This is a genomic window from Enterobacter cloacae complex sp. P15RS (assembly GCF_014895905.1).
GTDB lineage: Bacteria > Pseudomonadota > Gammaproteobacteria > Enterobacterales > Enterobacteriaceae > Enterobacter > Enterobacter quasihormaechei.
Map to the genome: position 1 here is coordinate 155,471 of NZ_JADBQL010000025.1, position 17,568 is coordinate 173,038.

At 56.0% G+C, this 17,568-nt stretch carries 14 protein-coding genes and 1 pseudogene; 10 read left to right on the forward strand and 5 right to left on the reverse strand.

The annotated features are described in order from the left end of the window. The 4 genes and pseudogenes from IM267_RS21340 to rluA form a co-directional block, all read left to right on the forward strand. Positions 1–207 (forward strand): annotated as a pseudogene (locus IM267_RS21340) (hypothetical protein); the annotation flags it as partial. A gap of 66 nt (positions 208–273) precedes the next feature. Beyond that, a complete protein-coding gene (gene polB, locus IM267_RS16110; RefSeq protein ID WP_193033810.1) occupies positions 274–2,631 on the forward strand; it encodes a DNA polymerase II in 2,358 nt (785 codons plus the stop codon). A gap of 128 nt (positions 2,632–2,759) precedes the next feature. Next, positions 2,760–5,666: an RNA polymerase-associated protein RapA gene (gene rapA / locus IM267_RS16115; protein ID WP_063867437.1), complete on the forward strand. Its 2,907-nt coding sequence runs from the start codon at positions 2,760–2,762 to the stop codon at positions 5,664–5,666. A gap of 12 nt (positions 5,667–5,678) precedes the next feature. Continuing rightward, complete coding sequence (gene rluA, locus IM267_RS16120) at positions 5,679–6,338, forward strand: bifunctional tRNA pseudouridine(32) synthase/23S rRNA pseudouridine(746) synthase RluA (protein ID WP_112791998.1); 660 nt, start codon at positions 5,679–5,681, stop codon at positions 6,336–6,338. 33 nt (positions 6,339–6,371) lie between these two features. Here the strand turns inward: rluA and djlA are convergent, their stop codons facing one another. Continuing rightward, a complete protein-coding gene (gene djlA / locus IM267_RS16125) occupies positions 6,372–7,187 on the reverse strand; it encodes a co-chaperone DjlA (RefSeq protein WP_102750036.1) in 816 nt (271 codons plus the stop codon). A gap of 239 nt (positions 7,188–7,426) precedes the next feature. Here djlA and lptD point away from each other — a divergent pair, with 239 nt between their 5' ends. Genes lptD through apaH form a run of 6 tightly spaced genes read left to right on the forward strand, consistent with a single transcriptional unit; the run spans position 7,427 to position 14,156 of the window. Further along, positions 7,427–9,778, forward strand: a complete 2,352-nt coding sequence (gene lptD / locus IM267_RS16130) for an LPS assembly protein LptD (protein ID WP_193033811.1) — start codon at positions 7,427–7,429, stop codon at positions 9,776–9,778. Between the two features lie 53 nt (positions 9,779–9,831). Next, positions 9,832–11,118, forward strand: coding sequence for a peptidylprolyl isomerase SurA (surA, locus tag IM267_RS16135; RefSeq protein WP_063867433.1), 1,287 nt, complete (start codon positions 9,832–9,834; stop codon positions 11,116–11,118). Then, positions 11,118–12,104, forward strand: a complete 987-nt coding sequence (gene pdxA / locus IM267_RS16140; RefSeq protein WP_063450687.1) for a 4-hydroxythreonine-4-phosphate dehydrogenase PdxA — start codon at positions 11,118–11,120, stop codon at positions 12,102–12,104. Before surA ends, pdxA begins: the two co-directional genes overlap by 1 nt. Further along, a complete protein-coding gene (gene rsmA, locus IM267_RS16145; protein ID WP_063450688.1) occupies positions 12,101–12,922 on the forward strand; it encodes a 16S rRNA (adenine(1518)-N(6)/adenine(1519)-N(6))-dimethyltransferase RsmA in 822 nt (273 codons plus the stop codon). The genes pdxA and rsmA overlap by 4 nt, the downstream gene beginning before the upstream one ends. A 3-nt stretch (positions 12,923–12,925) precedes the next feature. Beyond that, complete coding sequence (apaG, locus tag IM267_RS16150; protein ID WP_003856425.1) at positions 12,926–13,303, forward strand: Co2+/Mg2+ efflux protein ApaG; 378 nt, start codon at positions 12,926–12,928, stop codon at positions 13,301–13,303. Positions 13,304–13,307: 4 nt separating this feature from the next. Next, complete coding sequence (apaH, locus tag IM267_RS16155) at positions 13,308–14,156, forward strand: bis(5'-nucleosyl)-tetraphosphatase (symmetrical) ApaH (protein WP_063867432.1); 849 nt, start codon at positions 13,308–13,310, stop codon at positions 14,154–14,156. Positions 14,157–14,194: 38 nt separating this feature from the next. Here the strand turns inward: apaH and folA are convergent, their stop codons facing one another. The 4 genes from folA to IM267_RS16175 form a co-directional block, all read right to left on the reverse strand. Continuing rightward, positions 14,195–14,674 (reverse strand): type 3 dihydrofolate reductase, encoded by a 480-nt coding sequence (folA, locus tag IM267_RS16160; RefSeq protein WP_003856431.1) that lies wholly within the window; start codon positions 14,672–14,674, stop codon positions 14,195–14,197. A 114-nt stretch (positions 14,675–14,788) separates the two neighbouring features. Beyond that, positions 14,789–16,654, reverse strand: a complete 1,866-nt coding sequence (gene kefC / locus IM267_RS16165) for a glutathione-regulated potassium-efflux system protein KefC (protein WP_063867431.1) — start codon at positions 16,652–16,654, stop codon at positions 14,789–14,791. Next, positions 16,647–17,177, reverse strand: coding sequence for a glutathione-regulated potassium-efflux system oxidoreductase KefF (gene kefF, locus IM267_RS16170; RefSeq protein ID WP_063867430.1), 531 nt, complete (start codon positions 17,175–17,177; stop codon positions 16,647–16,649). The genes kefC and kefF overlap by 8 nt, the downstream gene beginning before the upstream one ends. Before the next feature lie 105 nt (positions 17,178–17,282). Beyond that, positions 17,283–17,516, reverse strand: a complete 234-nt coding sequence (locus tag IM267_RS16175; RefSeq protein WP_003856439.1) for a YgdI/YgdR family lipoprotein — start codon at positions 17,514–17,516, stop codon at positions 17,283–17,285. Between the last annotated feature and the right edge of the window lie 52 nt (positions 17,517–17,568).

Here is a 17,568-nt window from a genome sequence, read left to right on the forward strand (position 1 = left end):
GTAAGCATCCAATATAAAAACATAAAAGACATTACTAAGCAGGAACAAAAAATATTTAACTTCATTAATAAATTCAAAGGGATTAGCAAATATAACTGTTCATGGGTTTATAAAAACCATAACGATTACAGCAATGATTATCAACGCTATTGTGTATATAAAAAAGGCAACACTCTGGAACTTGAGTTTTTTGAAATCGCAAAATAAATGCTGTATAAAAACACAGCAAACCAGGCTATAATCAGGCCTGGTTTTGTTTTGTGGGATCGCAGCGTGGCACAGGCGCAAGAAGGCTTTTTACTGACCCGACACTGGCGGGATACTCCTCAGGGCACCGAGGTTGCGTTCTGGCTGGCGACGGATAACGGCCCGCTGCACGTTACCCTGCCGCCTCAGGAGTCCGTGGCGTTTATCCCTGAAGGCCACGTCGAAAAGGTAAAGCAACTGCTGCGCGGTGAAAACGGCTGGCGTCTCACGCCTCTTGAGCTAAAAGATTTCCACCGTCAGCCGGTGTATGGCCTTTACTGCCGCGCCCATCGCCAGCTGATGCGTTACGAAAAACTGCTGCGCGAAGCGGGCGTAACGCTCTACGAAGCGGACATTCGCCCGCCGGAACGTTTTCTGATGGAGCGGTTTATTACCGCGCCCGTCTGGGTGGACGGCGCGGAACAGAATGGCAGTCTCGTGAACGCGCGCCTCAAGCCTAACCCGAATTATCGCCCGCCGCTCAAGTGGGTCTCGCTGGACATCGAAACCACCCGTCACGGCGAACTGTACTGCATTGGCCTGGAAGGCTGCGGGCAGCGGGTTGTCTATATGCTCGGGCCGCCGAACGGCGATGCGTCCGCGCTGGATTTTCAGCTTGAGTACGTCAGCAGCCGCCCGCAGCTCCTGGAGAAGCTTAACCAGTGGTTTGCCGAGCACGATCCGGACGTGCTGATAGGCTGGAACGTCGTCCAGTTTGACCTGCGCGTGCTGCAAAAACATGCCGAACGTTACCGCATTCCCTTAATACTGGGACGCGGCAACAGCGAGCTGGAGTGGCGTGAGCACGGTTTCAAGAACGGCGTTTTCTTTGCCCAGGCCAATGGTCGCCTGATTCTCGACGGCATCGAGGCGCTGAAATCCGCCTTCTGGAACTTCTCGTCATTCTCCCTCGAAGCGGTCGCCCGGGAGCTGCTCGGCGAAGGGAAATCCATCGACAATCCCTGGGACAGAATGGACGAGATTGACCGGCGCTTTAACCAGGATAAGCCGGCGCTCGCCACCTATAACCTGAAGGACTGCGAGCTGGTGACGCAGATTTTCCACAAAACCGAGATCATGCCGTTCCTGCTGGAGCGCGCGACGGTGAACGGCCTGGCGGTCGACAGGCACGGCGGCTCGGTAGCCGCCTTTAGCCACCTCTATTTCCCACGAATGCACCGCGCGGGCTACGTCGCCCCCAACCTTGGCGACGTGCCGCCGCAGGCCAGCCCCGGCGGCTACGTGATGGATTCTCGGCCCGGGCTGTATGACTCGGTTCTAGTGCTGGACTATAAAAGCCTGTACCCGTCGATTATCCGCACCTTCCTGATTGACCCGGTAGGGCTGGTGGAGGGGATGGCGCAGCCAGATGATGAACACAGCACCGAAGGTTTTCTCGGGGCACGCTTCTCGCGCGAAAAACACTGCCTGCCGGAAATCGTGGGAAACATCTGGCACGGCCGCGACGAGGCGAAACGCCACGGCAACAAACCGCTCTCGCAGGCGCTGAAAATCATTATGAACGCCTTTTACGGCGTGCTAGGTACCAGCGCCTGCCGCTTCTTTGATCCGCGTCTGGCGTCGTCCATCACCATGCGCGGGCACGAGATTATGCGCCAGACCAAAGCGCTGATTGAATCCCGGGGCTATGACGTCATTTATGGCGATACCGACTCCACCTTTGTCTGGCTGAAAGCCGCCCATTCGGAAGACGACGCCGCGCAAATCGGCAAAGATCTGGTCGCCTTTGTGAACGACTGGTGGCGCGAAACTTTGCAAAAAGAGCGGTTAACCAGCGCGTTAGAGCTGGAGTTTGAAACCCATTTCACCCGCTTTTTAATGCCTACCATTCGCGGAACCGACCAGGGCAGCAAGAAGCGCTACGCCGGGCTGATTCAGGAAGGTGAAGCGCAGCGGATGGTGTTTAAGGGGCTGGAGACGGTGCGCACCGACTGGACGCCACTGGCGCAGCAGTTCCAGCAGACGCTCTACCTGCGAATATTTCGCAACGAGCCTTATCAGGATTACGTGCGCGACACCATCGCCAGCCTGATGGCGGGTGAACTGGATGACCAGCTGGTGTATCGCAAACGCCTGCGCCGCCCGCTGGCAGAGTATCAGCGTAACGTTCCCCCTCACGTGCGCGCGGCGCGGCTGGCGGACGAAGAGAACGTTCGTCGGGGACGCGCACCGCAGTATCAGAACCGGGGGACGATAAAATACGTCTGGACGACGAACGGACCGGAACCCGTTGATTATCAACAGTCGCCTCTCGATTACGATCACTACCTCACCCGTCAGCTTCAGCCGGTTGCGGAGGGAATTTTACCGTTCATCGACGACGACTTTGCTACACTAGTGACAGGACAACTTGGGCTATTTTGACGCGTGACGAAACCGTTGCCATCCAGTACCATAGCGCCCTTTCCATTCCCGGACCCATTTTTCGATGACCGTCTTTTTTGACGGGGGTCGAACTATTGCCTGCAATTAAAGATTAGAGCCGAACAACTATGCCTTTTACACTTGGTCAACGCTGGATCAGCGATACAGAAAGCGAACTTGGATTAGGAACCGTCGTTGCCGTCGATGCGCGCATGGTTACCCTCCTTTTCCCTGCTACCGGTGAAAACCGCCTGTACGCTCGCAATGACTCCCCTGTTACCCGCGTAATGTTCAATCCGGGTGATACCGTGACCAGCCATGACGGCTGGCAGCTAAAGGTTGAAGACGTAAAAGAAGAGAATGGACTGCTCGCCTACATCGGAACGCGCCTTGATACCGACGAGACAAACGTCATCCTGCGTGAAGTGCTGCTCGACAGCAAACTGGTGTTCAGCAAGCCGCAGGACCGTCTGTTTGCCGGGCAAATCGACCGAATGGATCGCTTCTCCCTGCGCTACCGCGCGCGTAAGTTCCAGAGTGAACAGTACCGCATGCCGTGGAGTGGCCTGCGCGGTCAGCGTACCAGCCTGATCCCCCATCAGCTGAACATCGCCCATGACGTGGGCCGTCGCCATGCACCTCGCGTGCTGCTGGCTGACGAAGTGGGCCTGGGTAAAACCATCGAAGCCGGCATGATCCTGCACCAGCAGCTGCTCTCTGGCGCTGCCGAGCGCGTGCTGATTGTGGTGCCGGAAACGCTGCAACACCAGTGGCTGGTGGAGATGCTGCGCCGCTTTAACCTGCGCTTCTCCCTGTTCGACGACGAGCGTTATGCCGAAGCCCAGCACGACGCGGATAACCCGTTTGAAACCGAACAGCTGGTGATTTGCTCCCTGGACTTCGTGCGCCGCAGCAAGCAGCGCCTGGAGCATCTGTGCGATGCTGAATGGGATCTGATGGTCGTCGACGAAGCCCACCACCTCGTCTGGAGCGAAGATGCGCCAAGCCGTGAATACATGGCGATCGAGCAGCTTGCCGAGCGCGTACCGGGGGTTCTGCTCCTGACCGCAACGCCGGAGCAGCTGGGTCTTGAGAGCCACTTCGCCCGTCTGCGCCTGCTCGACCCAAACCGTTTCCACGATTTCGAGCAGTTTGTTGAAGAGCAGAAAAACTACCGTCCGGTAGCGGATGCCGTCGCGCTGCTGCTGGCAGGTAATCGTCTCTCTAATGATGAACTCAACACCCTGAGCGATCTGATTGGCGAGCAGGACATCGAGCCGCTGCTTCAGGCCGCGAACAGCGACAGCGATAACGCCGGATCCGCGCGCAAAGAGCTGATCGACATGCTGATGGACCGTCACGGCACCAGCCGCGTGCTGTTCCGCAACACCCGTAACGGCGTGAAGGGGTTCCCGAAACGCGAGCTGCACACCATCAAGTTACCGCTGCCGACCCAGTATCAGACCGCGATTAAAGTCTCCGGCATCATGGGCACCCGTAAATCGGCGGAAGATCGCGCGCGCGACATGCTCTACCCGGAGCAGATTTATCAGGAGTTTGAAGGCGACACCGGCACCTGGTGGAACTTCGATCCGCGCGTGGAGTGGCTGATGGGCTACCTGACCGCGCACCGTTCCCAGAAGGTGCTGGTGATCTGCGCCAAAGCCGCCACCGCGCTTCAGCTGGAACAGGTTCTGCGCGAGCGTGAAGGTATTCGCGCCGCCGTGTTCCACGAAGGTATGTCCATTGTCGAGCGCGACCGCGCTGCGGCCTGGTTTGGTGAAGAGGACAGCGGCGCACAGGTTCTGCTGTGCTCCGAAATCGGTTCTGAAGGCCGTAACTTCCAGTTTGCCAGCAATCTGGTGATGTTTGATCTGCCGTTTAACCCGGATCTGCTGGAGCAGCGTATCGGCCGTCTGGATCGTATCGGTCAGGCGCACGACATTCAGATCCACGTTCCGTATCTGGAGAAAACCGCTCAGTCCGTTCTGGTTCGCTGGTATCACGAAGGGCTGGATGCGTTTGAACATACCTGTCCGACGGGCCGCACCATTTATGACCAGGTGCATGGCGATCTGATCGGTTATCTCGCGGCGCCGGAAAATACCGACGGCTTTGATGAGCTGATCAAATCCTGCCGCGAGAAGCACGACGCGCTGAAAGCCCAGCTGGAGCAGGGGCGCGACCGCCTGCTGGAGATCCACTCCAACGGCGGCGAAAAAGCGCAGCAGCTTGCCGAAAGTATTGAAGAACAGGACGACGACACCAGCCTGATCAGCTTCTCCATGAACCTGTTCGACATCGTCGGCATTAACCAGGACGATCGCGGCGAGAACATGATCGTGCTGACCCCGTCCGATCATATGCTGGTGCCGGATTTCCCGGGCCTGCCGGAAGATGGCTGCACCATCACCTTTGAGCGTGATGTGGCGCTGTCCCGCGAAGACGCACAGTTCATCACCTGGGAGCACCCGCTGATCCGCAACGGTCTGGATCTGATCCTCTCCGGCGATACCGGCAGCAGCACCATCTCCCTGTTGAAGAACAAAGCGTTGCCCGTGGGCACGCTGCTGGTGGAGCTGATCTACGTTGTGGAAGCGCAGGCGCCGAAACAGCTTCAGCTTAACCGCTTCCTGCCGCCAACGCCGGTGCGTCTGCTGCTGGATAAAAACGGTACGAACCTGGCCGGCCAGGTGGAGTTTGAAAGCTTCAACCGCCAGCTGAGCGCGGTCAACCGCCATACCGGCAGCAAGCTGGTGAATGCGGTGCAGCAGGACGTGCATGCCATCCTGCAACTGGGTGAAGCCCAGGCCGAAAAAGCGGCCAGAGAGCTGATCGATGCGGCGCGCAGCGAAGCTGACGAGAAGCTGTCAGCTGAACTGTCGCGTCTGGAAGCGTTGAAAGCGGTGAACCCGAACATTCGTGACGATGAACTGGCCGCGATTGAGAGCAACCGTCAGCAGGTGCTGGAAAGCCTGAATCAGGCGGGATGGCGTCTCGACGCCCTGCGCCTTATCGTTGTGACGCATCAGTAAGCGGAGCGCAAGATGGTAATGGAGCCCTACAATCCCCCGATGGATCCGTGGCTGGTCATTCTGTATCAGGATGAGCACATTATGGTGGTCAACAAGCCAAGCGGCTTGTTGTCCGTGCCGGGCCGTCTGGATGAGCACAAGGACAGCGTGATGACGCGCATTCAGCGCGATTATCCGCAGGCCGAGTCTGTCCATCGTCTGGATATGGCCACCAGCGGCGTGATTGTGGTGGCGCTGAATAAAGCGGCTGAGCGCGAGCTTAAACGTCAGTTCCGCGAGCGCGAGCCGAAGAAGCAGTATGTCGCCCGCGTGTGGGGCCATCCGGCGCAGGCGGAAGGGCTGGTGGATTTACCGCTGATTTGCGACTGGCCGAACCGGCCAAAGCAGAAGGTGTGTTATGAAACCGGCAAGGCAGCGCAAACCGAGTATGAAGTGCTGGAGTACGCGCCGGATAACACCGCCCGCGTCCTGCTGAAGCCGATTACCGGGCGCTCCCACCAGCTGCGCGTGCATATGCTGGCGATGGGTCACCCCATTCTGGGAGACAGATTTTATGCGCCGCCGGAAGCGCTGGCGTTAGCGCCGCGCCTGCAACTGCATGCGCTGACGCTCACCATCACCCACCCTGCTTTCGGCAACACCATGACGTTCAAAGCCCCAGTGGACTTCTGAAAAATAGGCCCGACGTTGTGTCGGGCCTTTTTTTTATTTAAAACCTTTCTGCTCTTTAATCAGCTCGTAGGCTTTCTGGATTTCCTGCGCTTTCTGTTTCGCCATCTCCATCATCTCTGGCGGCAGGCCTTTCGCCACCAGCTTATCCGGATGGTGCTCGCTCATCAGCTTACGATACGCGCGTTTGATGGTCGTGACATCGTCAGACGGCTTCACGCCGAGGACGTTACAGGCATCTTCAAGCGTAGGGCCACGCTGCGCCTGCTGCCAGCCGCCGCCGGACGATTGCTGCTGATAACCGCCGCCAAAGTGCGCACCGCCCTGCATCATGCGCAGGAACTGGTCGAACTGCATGCGGGAAATGCCCAGCTCTTCGGCAATTACGTATAAGACGTCCCGTTCATTCGGATGCAGAGAGCCATCCGCGAAAGCGGCCTGGATTTGAATTTCCAGAAACATCCGAATTAAATCAAAGCGCCCGAAACAGATGCTACGGAACTGCCGCATTTTTTCTCGCAGCGGGTAGTTATCTGATTTACCAATCCGGAACGCATTCTGCGCCGCGATGCGTGATTCACCGTGCAGATTCATGCGGTCCATAAAGACGCTGGCGACCTGAATGTCGGCTTCCGTTACGCGCCCTTTTGATTTGGTTAAATGCCCCATCACCTCAAAGGTGGTGGAGAAAAAGAGTGACTGGCGCTCGCGCTGGTTGGCAAACCAGGCCATTTTGCGGCTGCGTGCCTTATCAAACATATGGCCGATAATGAGGCCAAGAACGACGCCCCAGAATCCGGCACCCATAATAATTGCGAACGCAACGCCGATTATTTTACCCCAATACTGCATATACTCCCCGAATGGTCATGTTCCTGGCCGACGCAACGCCATCATTACAGTGGTCGCGCCACGGTCAATTGAGGGACATCGCCTATAATTTGCATTATCATACTCGTCATTCGATAGCGAGCCTAACACTCTGGCGCGCAAACGGGCAGGATTAACGCTGGTACTGCGCTGATGAGTAAGATAGTCTCTGAGCGTTTGTAAGCCGTAGCCACTGATGACGGAACAATAAAATACAACGTATGAAAAAACGTATCCCCACCCTTCTGGCCACAATGATTGGCACCGCCCTGTATAACCAACAGGGGCTCGCAGCCGATCTCGCCTCGCAGTGTATGCTTGGCGTCCCAAGTTACAATCGCCCACTGGTGAAAGGCGATACGAATGACTTACCCGTCACCATTAATGCCGACAGCGCAAAAGGTAATTATCCTGACAACGCGACCTTTACGGGCAATGTCGATATTAACCAGGGAAACAGCCGCCTGCTGGCTGACGAAGTGCAATTGCACCAGAAGCAACCGGAAGGTGCCCAGGCGCCTGTCCGTACGGTGGATGCGCTGGGTAATGTGCACTATGACGACAATCAGGTCATCCTGAAAGGTCCGAAAGCCTGGTCCAATCTGAATACGAAAGATACCAACGTCTGGGAAGGTGATTACCAGATGGTGGGTCGTCAGGGGCGCGGAACCGCAGACCTGATGAAGCAGCGCGGCGAAAACCGCTACACCATTCTCGAAAACGGCACGTTTACGTCCTGTTTGCCTGGGTCAAATACCTGGAGCGTCGTGGGCAGTGAAGTGATCCACGACCGTGAAGAACAGGTCGCCGAGATCTGGAACGCTCGCTTCAAGCTTGGCCCGGTGCCGATTTTCTATAGTCCTTACCTGCAATTGCCGGTGGGCGACAAACGTCGTTCGGGCTTCCTGATCCCGAACGCCAAGTACAGCACGTCGAACTACTTTGAGTTCTACCTGCCGTACTACTGGAACATTGCGCCCAACATGGACGCCACGATCACGCCGCACTATATCCACAAGCGCGGTAACATCATGTGGGAGAACGAGTTCCGCTATCTGACCAAGGCGGGCGCGGGTCTGATGGAATTTGATTATCTGCCATCAGATAAAGTGTTCCAGGACGAGCATCCTTCCGAAGGTGATAAGCACCGTTGGATGTACTACTGGAAGCACGCCGGGGTATTGGATCAGGTATGGCGCTTCAACGTCGACTATACCAAGGTCAGCGATCCGTATTACTTCAACGACTTTGACTCTAAATACGGGTCCAGTACCGACGGTTACGCCACGCAGAAATTCAGCGTGGGCTACGCCATTGAGAACTTCGACGCCACCGTGTCGACCAAGCAGTTCCAGGTATTTGATACGCAATCGCGCAGTACCTACGGTGCAGAGCCGCAGCTGGACGTGAACTGGTATCAGAACGATGTGGGTCCTTTCGACACGCGCGTTTATGCTCAGGCGGTTCATTTCGTCAACACCAACTCGGATATGCCGGAATCAACGCGTCTGCATATCGAGCCGACGATCAATCTGCCATGGTCAAACGACTGGGCGAGCCTGAACACCGAAGCCAAGCTGATGGCCACCCACTACCAGCAGAAAAATCTGGACTGGTATAACAAACGCTATGGCACCGATCTTGAAGAGTCGGTAAACCGTACGCTTCCGCAGTTCAAAATGGACGGGAAGCTGATCTTCGAACGTGATATGGGCCTTCTCGCCGATGGATACACCCAGACGCTTGAGCCGCGTATGCAGTATCTCTACGTGCCTTATCGCGATCAGAGCAAAATTCAAAACTACGACTCATCTTTCCTGCAATCAGACTACAGCGGCCTGTTCCGTGACCGTACCTACGGCGGCCTTGACCGTATTGCGTCTGCTAACCAGTTAACGACCGGCGTCACAACGCGCGTTTATGATGATGCTGCCGTTGAACGTTTTAACGTTTCTGTTGGTCAAATCTACTATTTCACCGAGTCTCGTACCGGTGATGACGACATTAACTGGGAGAAAGACAACAAAACGGGCTCACTGGTATGGGCAGGCGACACCTACTGGCGCATGACGGACCGTTGGGGTCTGCGCGGTGGTGTTCAGTACGATACACGACTGGACAATATCGCGACGGGCAGCGCTGCCATTGAGTATCGTCGTGATGAAGACCGCATGTTGCAGTTGACGTATCGTTACGCCAGCCCGGAGTATATCCAGGCGACGCTGCCTAACTATGCGAATACGGACCAATACAAAGACGGTATTTCACAGGTAGGTACTGCCGCGAGCTGGCCGATCGCCGATCGCTGGTCAGTCGTCGGGGCCTACTACTATGACACGAATGCCCAAAAACCTGCCGACCAGATGTTAGGTCTGCAATATAACTCCTGCTGTTACGCAATACGTGTCGGTTACGAACGCAAACTTAACGGCTGGGATACGCAAAACAGTCAGGGCAAATACGATAACGTGATTGGCTTTAATATCGAGTTGCGCGGCCTGAGTTCTAACTACGGTCTGGGCACGCAGCAGATGCTGCGCTCGAACATTCTGCCGTATCGTAGTTCATTGTAATGTGCTTGATTTACAACGTAATCCGCTTTGCGGTTAATTGAAATGGAAAAAGTATGAAGAACTGGAAAACGCTGCTACTCGGTGTCGCTATGGTTGCGAATACCAGCTTCGCGGCCCCACAGGTTGTCGATAAAGTCGCGGCTGTGGTTAACAACGGCGTCGTGCTTGAAAGTGACGTTGACGGTTTGATGAAATCTGTAAAGCTCAATTCGGGCGAAGCAGGTCAACAACTTCCGGATGACGCCACGCTGCGCCACCAGATCCTGGAACGTCTGATCATGGATCAGATTGTCCTGCAAATGGGCCAGAAAATGGGCGTGACGATCTCTGACGAGCAGCTCGATCAGGCGATCGCCAACATCGCAAAGCAGAACAACATTACCCCGGATCAGATGCGTAGCCGCCTGGCCTATGACGGCATCAGCTATGCCACCTACCGTAATCAGATCCGTAAAGAGATGCTGATTTCAGAAGTGCGTAATAATGAAGTCCGTCGCCGCGTCACCATCCTGCCTCAGGAAGTGGAAGCTCTGGCAAAACAGGTGGGTAATCAGAATGATGCCAGCACCGAGCTTAACCTGAGCCACATCCTGATCCCACTGCCGGAAAACCCAACCTCCGATCAGGCGGCTGAGGCAGAAAGCCAGGCGCGCGCTATCGTTGAGCAGGCGCGTAATGGCGATGACTTCGGCAAGCTGGCCATCACGTACTCTGCTGATCAGCAGGCGCTGAAAGGCGGCCAGATGGGCTGGGGACGTATTCAGGAGCTGCCATCCCTGTTTGCACAGGCGCTGAGCACGGCGAAGAAAGGCGACATCGTCGGTCCTATCCGTTCCGGTGTGGGCTTCCACATTCTGAAAGTGAACGATCTGCGCGGCCAGAGCCAGAACATTTCCGTCACCGAAGTTCACGCGCGTCATATCCTGCTTAAACCGTCTCCGATCATGACTGACGATCAGGCCCGTGCGAAGCTGGAACAGATCGCGGCAGACATCAAGAGCGGTAAAACCACCTTTGATAAAGCGGCAAAAGAGTTCTCTCAGGATCCTGGCTCTGCTAACCAGGGCGGCGACCTGGGTTGGGCGGCAGCCGATATTTACGATCCGGCTTTCCGCGATGCGTTAATGAAGCTGAACAAAGGCCAGATGAGCGCACCAGTGCACTCCTCCTTCGGCTGGCATCTGATCCAGCTGATGGACACCCGCAACGTGGATAAAACCGACGCGGCACAGAAAGACCGAGCGTATCGTATGCTGTTCAACCGTAAGTTCTCTGAAGAAGCCGCAACCTGGATGCAGGAACAACGCGCCAGCGCTTACGTGAAGGTCCTGAGCAACTGATGAAGCCGCATCGTGTTGCGATCACTCCCGGCGAACCCGCTGGGATTGGGCCTGACCTTGTGGTTCAGCTCGCCCAGCGCAGCTGGCCGGTCGAGTTGGTTGTCTGCGCTGATGCAACACTGTTACAAGACCGGGCAGCCTTGCTCGGTCTGCCTTTAACGCTCATCCCTTACGTTGAAGGCCAACAGCCCGCACCGCAGCAGGCTGGCACCCTCACCCTGCTCTCTGTTCCGCTTCGTGCACCTGTTGTCCCCGGTGAGTTACACACCGAAAACGGCCACTACGTTGTCGAGACGCTGGCGCGCGCCTGTGACGGGTGTCTGAAGGGCGAATTTGCCGCCCTGATCACCGGTCCGGTGCATAAAGGGGTCATCAACGACGCGGGCATTCCATTTACCGGGCATACCGAATTTTTCGAAGAGCGTTCGCACAGCCCGAAAGTGGTCATGATGCTGGCAACCGAAGAAATGCGCGTTGCGCTGGTCACGACTCACCTGCCCATCAAAGCCATTCCGGATGCCATTACGCCTGAACTCCTGCGTGAGATCATCGGCATTTTGCATCACGATCTGCAAACCAAATTCGGCATTCCGCAGCCGCATGTGCTGGTTTGTGGCCTGAATCCGCACGCGGGTGAGGGCGGACATATGGGCACCGAAGAGATCGACACCATCATTCCGGTACTTGAGGAGATGCGGGCGAAGGGGATGAACCTCAGCGGGCCATTGCCTGCCGACACCCTTTTCCAGCCCAAATACCTGGATAATGCTGACGCCGTGCTCGCGATGTACCACGATCAGGGTCTGCCCGTGCTAAAATACCAGGGCTTTGGCCGCGGGGTGAATATCACCCTCGGTTTACCCTTTATTCGAACGTCCGTTGACCACGGTACTGCGCTGGATCTGGCAGGCCAGGGAAAAGCGGATGTCGGCAGTTTTATTACGGCGCTTAATCTCGCCATCAAAATGATTGTTAATACTCAATGACTAATCGAGTCCATCAGGGCCACTTAGCCCGTAAACGCTTCGGGCAAAACTTTCTCAACGATCAGTTCGTGATCGACAGCATCGTCTCTGCCATTAATCCGCAGAAAGGCCAGGCCATGGTCGAAATCGGCCCGGGCCTTGCCGCGTTGACCGAGCCGGTAGGCGAACGCCTTGACGAACTGACCGTTATCGAACTTGACCGCGATCTGGCCGCGCGTCTGCAAACGCATCCGTTCCTCGGGCCGAAGCTGACGATTTATCAGCAAGATGCGATGACCATGAACTTCGGCGAACTGTCAGAAAAAATGGGCCAGCCGCTACGCGTGTTCGGTAACCTGCCGTACAACATCTCCACCCCGCTGATGTTCCATCTGTTTAGCTATACTGATGCCATTGCCGACATGCACTTCATGCTGCAAAAAGAGGTCGTTAACCGTCTGGTTGCAGGGCCGAACAGTAAGGCGTATGGTCGTTTAAGCGTGATGGCGCAATATTACTGCAACGTGATCCCGGTATTAGAAGTACCGCCTACCGCGTTCACGCCGCCGCCAAAAGTGGATTCTGCGGTGGTACGCCTGGTGCCGCACAAAACGATGCCGTACCCGGTCAAAGACCTGCGTGTGCTGAGCCGTATTACCACTGAAGCCTTTAACCAGCGTCGTAAAACGATTCGTAACAGCCTTGGCAATCTGTTTACCGTTGACGTGTTAGCTGAGTTGGGTATCGACCCGGCAATGCGTGCGGAAAATATTTCCGTTGAGCAGTACTGCAAGCTGGCTAATTACATCAGCGACAATGCGCCGCCGAAGGAGAGCTAAGCCATGATTGATTCGCCCCGCGTCTGTGTTCAGGTTCAAAGCGTCTACATTGAGTCCCAATCCACACCGGATGAAGAACGTTTTGTCTTTGCTTATACCGTAACCATTCGCAATCTGGGGCGGATGCCCGTGCAACTGCTCGGGCGCTACTGGCTTATCACCAACGGCAATGGCCGCGAAATTGAAGTCCAGGGTGAAGGTGTGGTCGGTGAACAACCTCATATCGCCCCTGGCGAAGAGTATCAGTACACCAGCGGCGCGGTAATTGAAACGCCGCTGGGCACCATGCAGGGCCATTACGAAATGGTCGATGCCGACGGTAATGCCTTCCGCATTGCCATTCCCGTATTCCGTCTCGCCGTACCTACACTTATTCATTAATCTAATGTCTACATATCTGATTGGCGACGTTCACGGTTGCTACGATGAACTGATCGCATTATTAAAACAGGTCGACTTTATTCCCGGGCAGGACACGCTCTGGCTCACAGGCGACTTAGTGGCGCGCGGTCCTGGCTCGCTGGACGTCCTCCGCTATGTCAAATCTCTGGGCGACAGCGTGCGGCTGGTGCTGGGCAACCACGATCTGCATTTGCTGGCCGTATACGCCGGGATCAGCCGTAATAAGCCGAAAGATCGTATTACCCCCCTGCTGGAAGCACCGGACGCCGACGAGTTGCTCAACTGGCTGCGTCGCCAGCCGCTGCTCCAGATTGACGAAGAGAAAAAACTGGTGATGGCCCATGCCGGCATCACGCCTCAGTGGGATCTTGAGACGGCAAAAACCTGCGCGCGCGACGCGGAAGCGGTGCTGGCGAGCGACTCCTATCCGTTCTTCCTCGATGCGATGTACGGCGACATGCCGAACAACTGGAGTGATGACCTCAGCGGCCTGGCGCGACTGCGTTTTATCACCAATGCGTTTACGCGGATGCGCTACTGCTTCCCGAACGGGCAGCTGGATATGTATTGCAAAGATACGCCGGAAAATGCCCCTGCGCCGCTTAAGCCGTGGTTTGCCATTCCGGGCCCCGTGACGAATGAATACAGCGTGGTATTTGGCCACTGGGCCTCGCTGGAAGGGAAAGGTACGCCGGAAAATATCTATGCGCTGGATACCGGATGCTGCTGGGGTGGGGATTTAACCTGCTTACGCTGGGAAGATAAAGCTTACTTTGTGCAGCCATCCAACCGACAGCTGGACTTAGGTGAGGGTGAAGCGGTCGCTTCCTGAGAACGTTTATCCTCTCCCACCGGGAGAGGATAAAACCATTAACGACGTTCCAGAATTTCGAAGCAGTAGCTGTGTGAGTTTTGCGCATCCGCATCGTGAAACTCGCTGAACACGGACTCCCACTCATCCGGATCGTAATCCGGAAAATGCGTGTCCCCTTCCACTTCCGCATCAATGTGGGTCAGATACAGCTTCTGCGCTTTTGGCAGGAACTGCTCATAAACACGACCGCCGCCGATCACCATGATCTCTTCGGCATCACCGCAGGCGGCAATCGCTTCATCAACGGACTTAACCCACTGAACGCGATCGTCTGTGCCCGGCTGGCTACTGATCACAATATTCTTACGCCCTGGTAATGGACGACCAATCGACTCCCAGGTCAGGCGGCCCATCACTACCGGCTTGTTTAACGTAGTACGTTTAAACCATGCGAGATCGGCAGGCAGGTTCCACGGCATGGCGTTTTCCATGCCGATAACGCGGTCTACCGCCAGCGCTGCAATCAGACTGATCATTGAAAATTTCCCGGATGCAAAAAATTGCCGCCACTATACGGAAAGCTTAATCTTTCGTCGACTGGCGGCAGGGTAAAGAATTAGAAATTTTTTAATATTGCTGGCAACTCCACTTCACGCAGAGGGTTTACTCTCCGGTTCATCTTCCGGATTACCGGTATGCTTGCCCTCTTCCGTTCCTTGCCAGCCGTGGCGCTGAACCAGCGACAGGTGATTACGATCCTCGTTAATGATCTCCGTCAGCATGGTGCTGGTGCGTTTAAACACCGCTGCGCGTTCGGTTGCCGTACTGCTCGCCATCGCCACCATCTCTTCCACCATCTCATGATTAAAACGACGGAACAGATCGGCACGCTCACGCGCTTCATACGCGCCAAGCCCCAGGCTTTCCAGCGCCATGCGGCCCGATTTGAGCGCCCCTTCAAAGGTTTCACGCTCCGGTGCCGCCACTCCCGCCTGACGCAGCTGGATGTAGTGATCCACGTCGCGCGCACGCGAGATAATCGTCAGGTTCGGGAAGTGCTCTTTGACCAGCTCAACCATCTGCATGCTGGTCTCAGGATCGTCGATGGCGTTAATCAACACCTCGGCCTTCGCCGCACCGGCGGATTCCAGCAGGTCAACCCGGGTCGCATCGCCGTAAAACACCTTCATATCGAACTTACGCAGCGTATCGACATGGTCGGGATCGTGATCGAGGATAACCATTTTCACACCGCTGGAGAGCAGTAAACGGCCAGTGATTTGCCCGAAGCGGCCAAACCCAGCGATGATTACGCGCGGCTGCTCTTCGTCGATCTCGTCGGCTTCTCGCTCCTGTTCGCTTCCCGCTTTTTCCAGACGCGTCAGCAGCACCAGCAGGATCGGCGTTGCGGCCATCGACAGCGCGACCGCCAGCGTCAGGGCTTTTGCCCATTCCGGATCGAGTACGTTGGCCATTTGCGCCGCGCCAAAGACCACGAACGCAAACTCACTCCCCTGCCCCAGCAGCACGGCAAACCAGCGGCGCTGCGGTTTTGGCACGTTTAACGGACGGGCAATCAGCCACAGCATGGTCATTTTTATAACCAGGAAGCCCACCAGCAGAATGATGATGCGCAGCGGATGGGTAACCAGCGTTCCGAAGTCGATAGACATCCCGACGCCGATGAAAAACAGCCCCAGCAGCAGCCCTTTAAACGGCTCGATATCGCTTTCCAGCGCGTGCCGGTATTCGGAGCTTGCCAGTAAAACGCCCGCAAGGAAGGCACCCATCGCCATCGACAGCCCGGCCTCTTCCAGCAGCAATCCAAAACCAAACACCAGGAATAACGCAACGGCGCTGAACACTTCGCGCAGGCCAGAGCGCGCAACAAAGCGCAGCAGCGGACGCGTTACGTAGCGGCCCAGCAGGATCACCAGCGCCAGCGCGCCGACAACCTTCAGCGCCGAGAGGGCAAATGCTCCCAGCGTCGTTGACGCGCCGCTGGTTGCCAGCAGCGGGATCATCGCCACCAGCGGGATCGCGGCAATATCCTGGAACAGCAGAACGGAAAAGGCGCTGCGCCCCATTTGCGAGACCGTCAGGTTACGCTCGTTCATTGCCTGCATGGCAATCGCCGTCGAGGAGAGCGCCAGCGTCATGCCGATCAGCTCCGCGACTTTCCACTCCATGCCTAACAAAATACAGAATCCGCCTAACAGCAGGCCGCAGCCCAGCATTTGCAGAGCGCCTCCGCCAAATACCGAGGCGCGCAGCTTCCACAGCCGCTGCGGATCCAGCTCCAGACCAATCACAAACAGCATCAGCACCACGCCGATCTCTGCAAAATGCAGGATCGACTCGGCATCCGTCACCAGGCGGAAGCCCCAGGGGCCAATGACACATCCGGCAATCAGATAGCCGAGGACCGATCCCAGCCCCAGACGCACCGCTACCGGCACAATTAATGCCGCCGCGCCGAGGTAAATCAGCGCCTGTATCAGCGTATGGCTATCCATTGTGCGCCTCCTGCCACTCGAGTAAACGTTGTTTGTAGTGACGAGCCTGCGCCTGCAAGGTTTCATCGTCGCAGACAAAGGTACAGTGCATTGCAAAAGGCGGAAGCCAGGTCAGGCCACAGTAAAGGGCGGTAGCCTGAAGCGGCTGCGCCAGCACCTCAAATCCCGGGAAAGCGCCAATTTCAAAGTGGCTTTCACCGCCGCCGGTGGTTACGGCCCACATCAGGCTTTTGCCCTGAAGCGCTTTGCCGTTGTGTCCGTATGCCCAACCGTGCGAGAAGACTTTGTCGATCCACAGTTTCAGCAGCGGTGGCGTACTGTACCACTGCATCGGATGCTGCCAGACGATTAGATCGGCACGAGAGAGCGCCTCCTGTTCGGCGGCGATATCGATATTAAAATCGGGATAGAGTTGATAGAGGGAACGTATCTCTACGTTTTCGAGCGTCCTTGCCTGCTCAAGCATCCGCTTATTCGCGTGCGAGTGCTGCGGATAAGGGTGCGCATAAATTATCAGAATCATTGAGTAGCCTGTTGTTTTACTGCCTTCTTTTACCAGAAGAGTGTAGACAGTAATTCAACAGGCTAATAGTGAATATTATTGACGGGCTAACGTCAGAAAACTGAATTAGTTATCCAGTTCGCCCATGGATTTCACCTGGTCGCGGTTAATCTGTTCAGTTTGACCGGTTTCGGCGTTTTTGTACGACACCAGCCCGGTATCGTCATCCACCTGCGGTTTCCCGTCGGTGACAATCGTTTTGCCATCGGTGGTTTTTACGGCCTGATTGGACGAACAGCCCGCTACGGTGAACATTGCGGTGGCAGCCAGAACGGAAGCGATCAGTAGTTTATTTTGCATGGTGTTTTCCCCTGCTCTCAGTTGAATTTTCGTTATCGACCTAACTATTTTA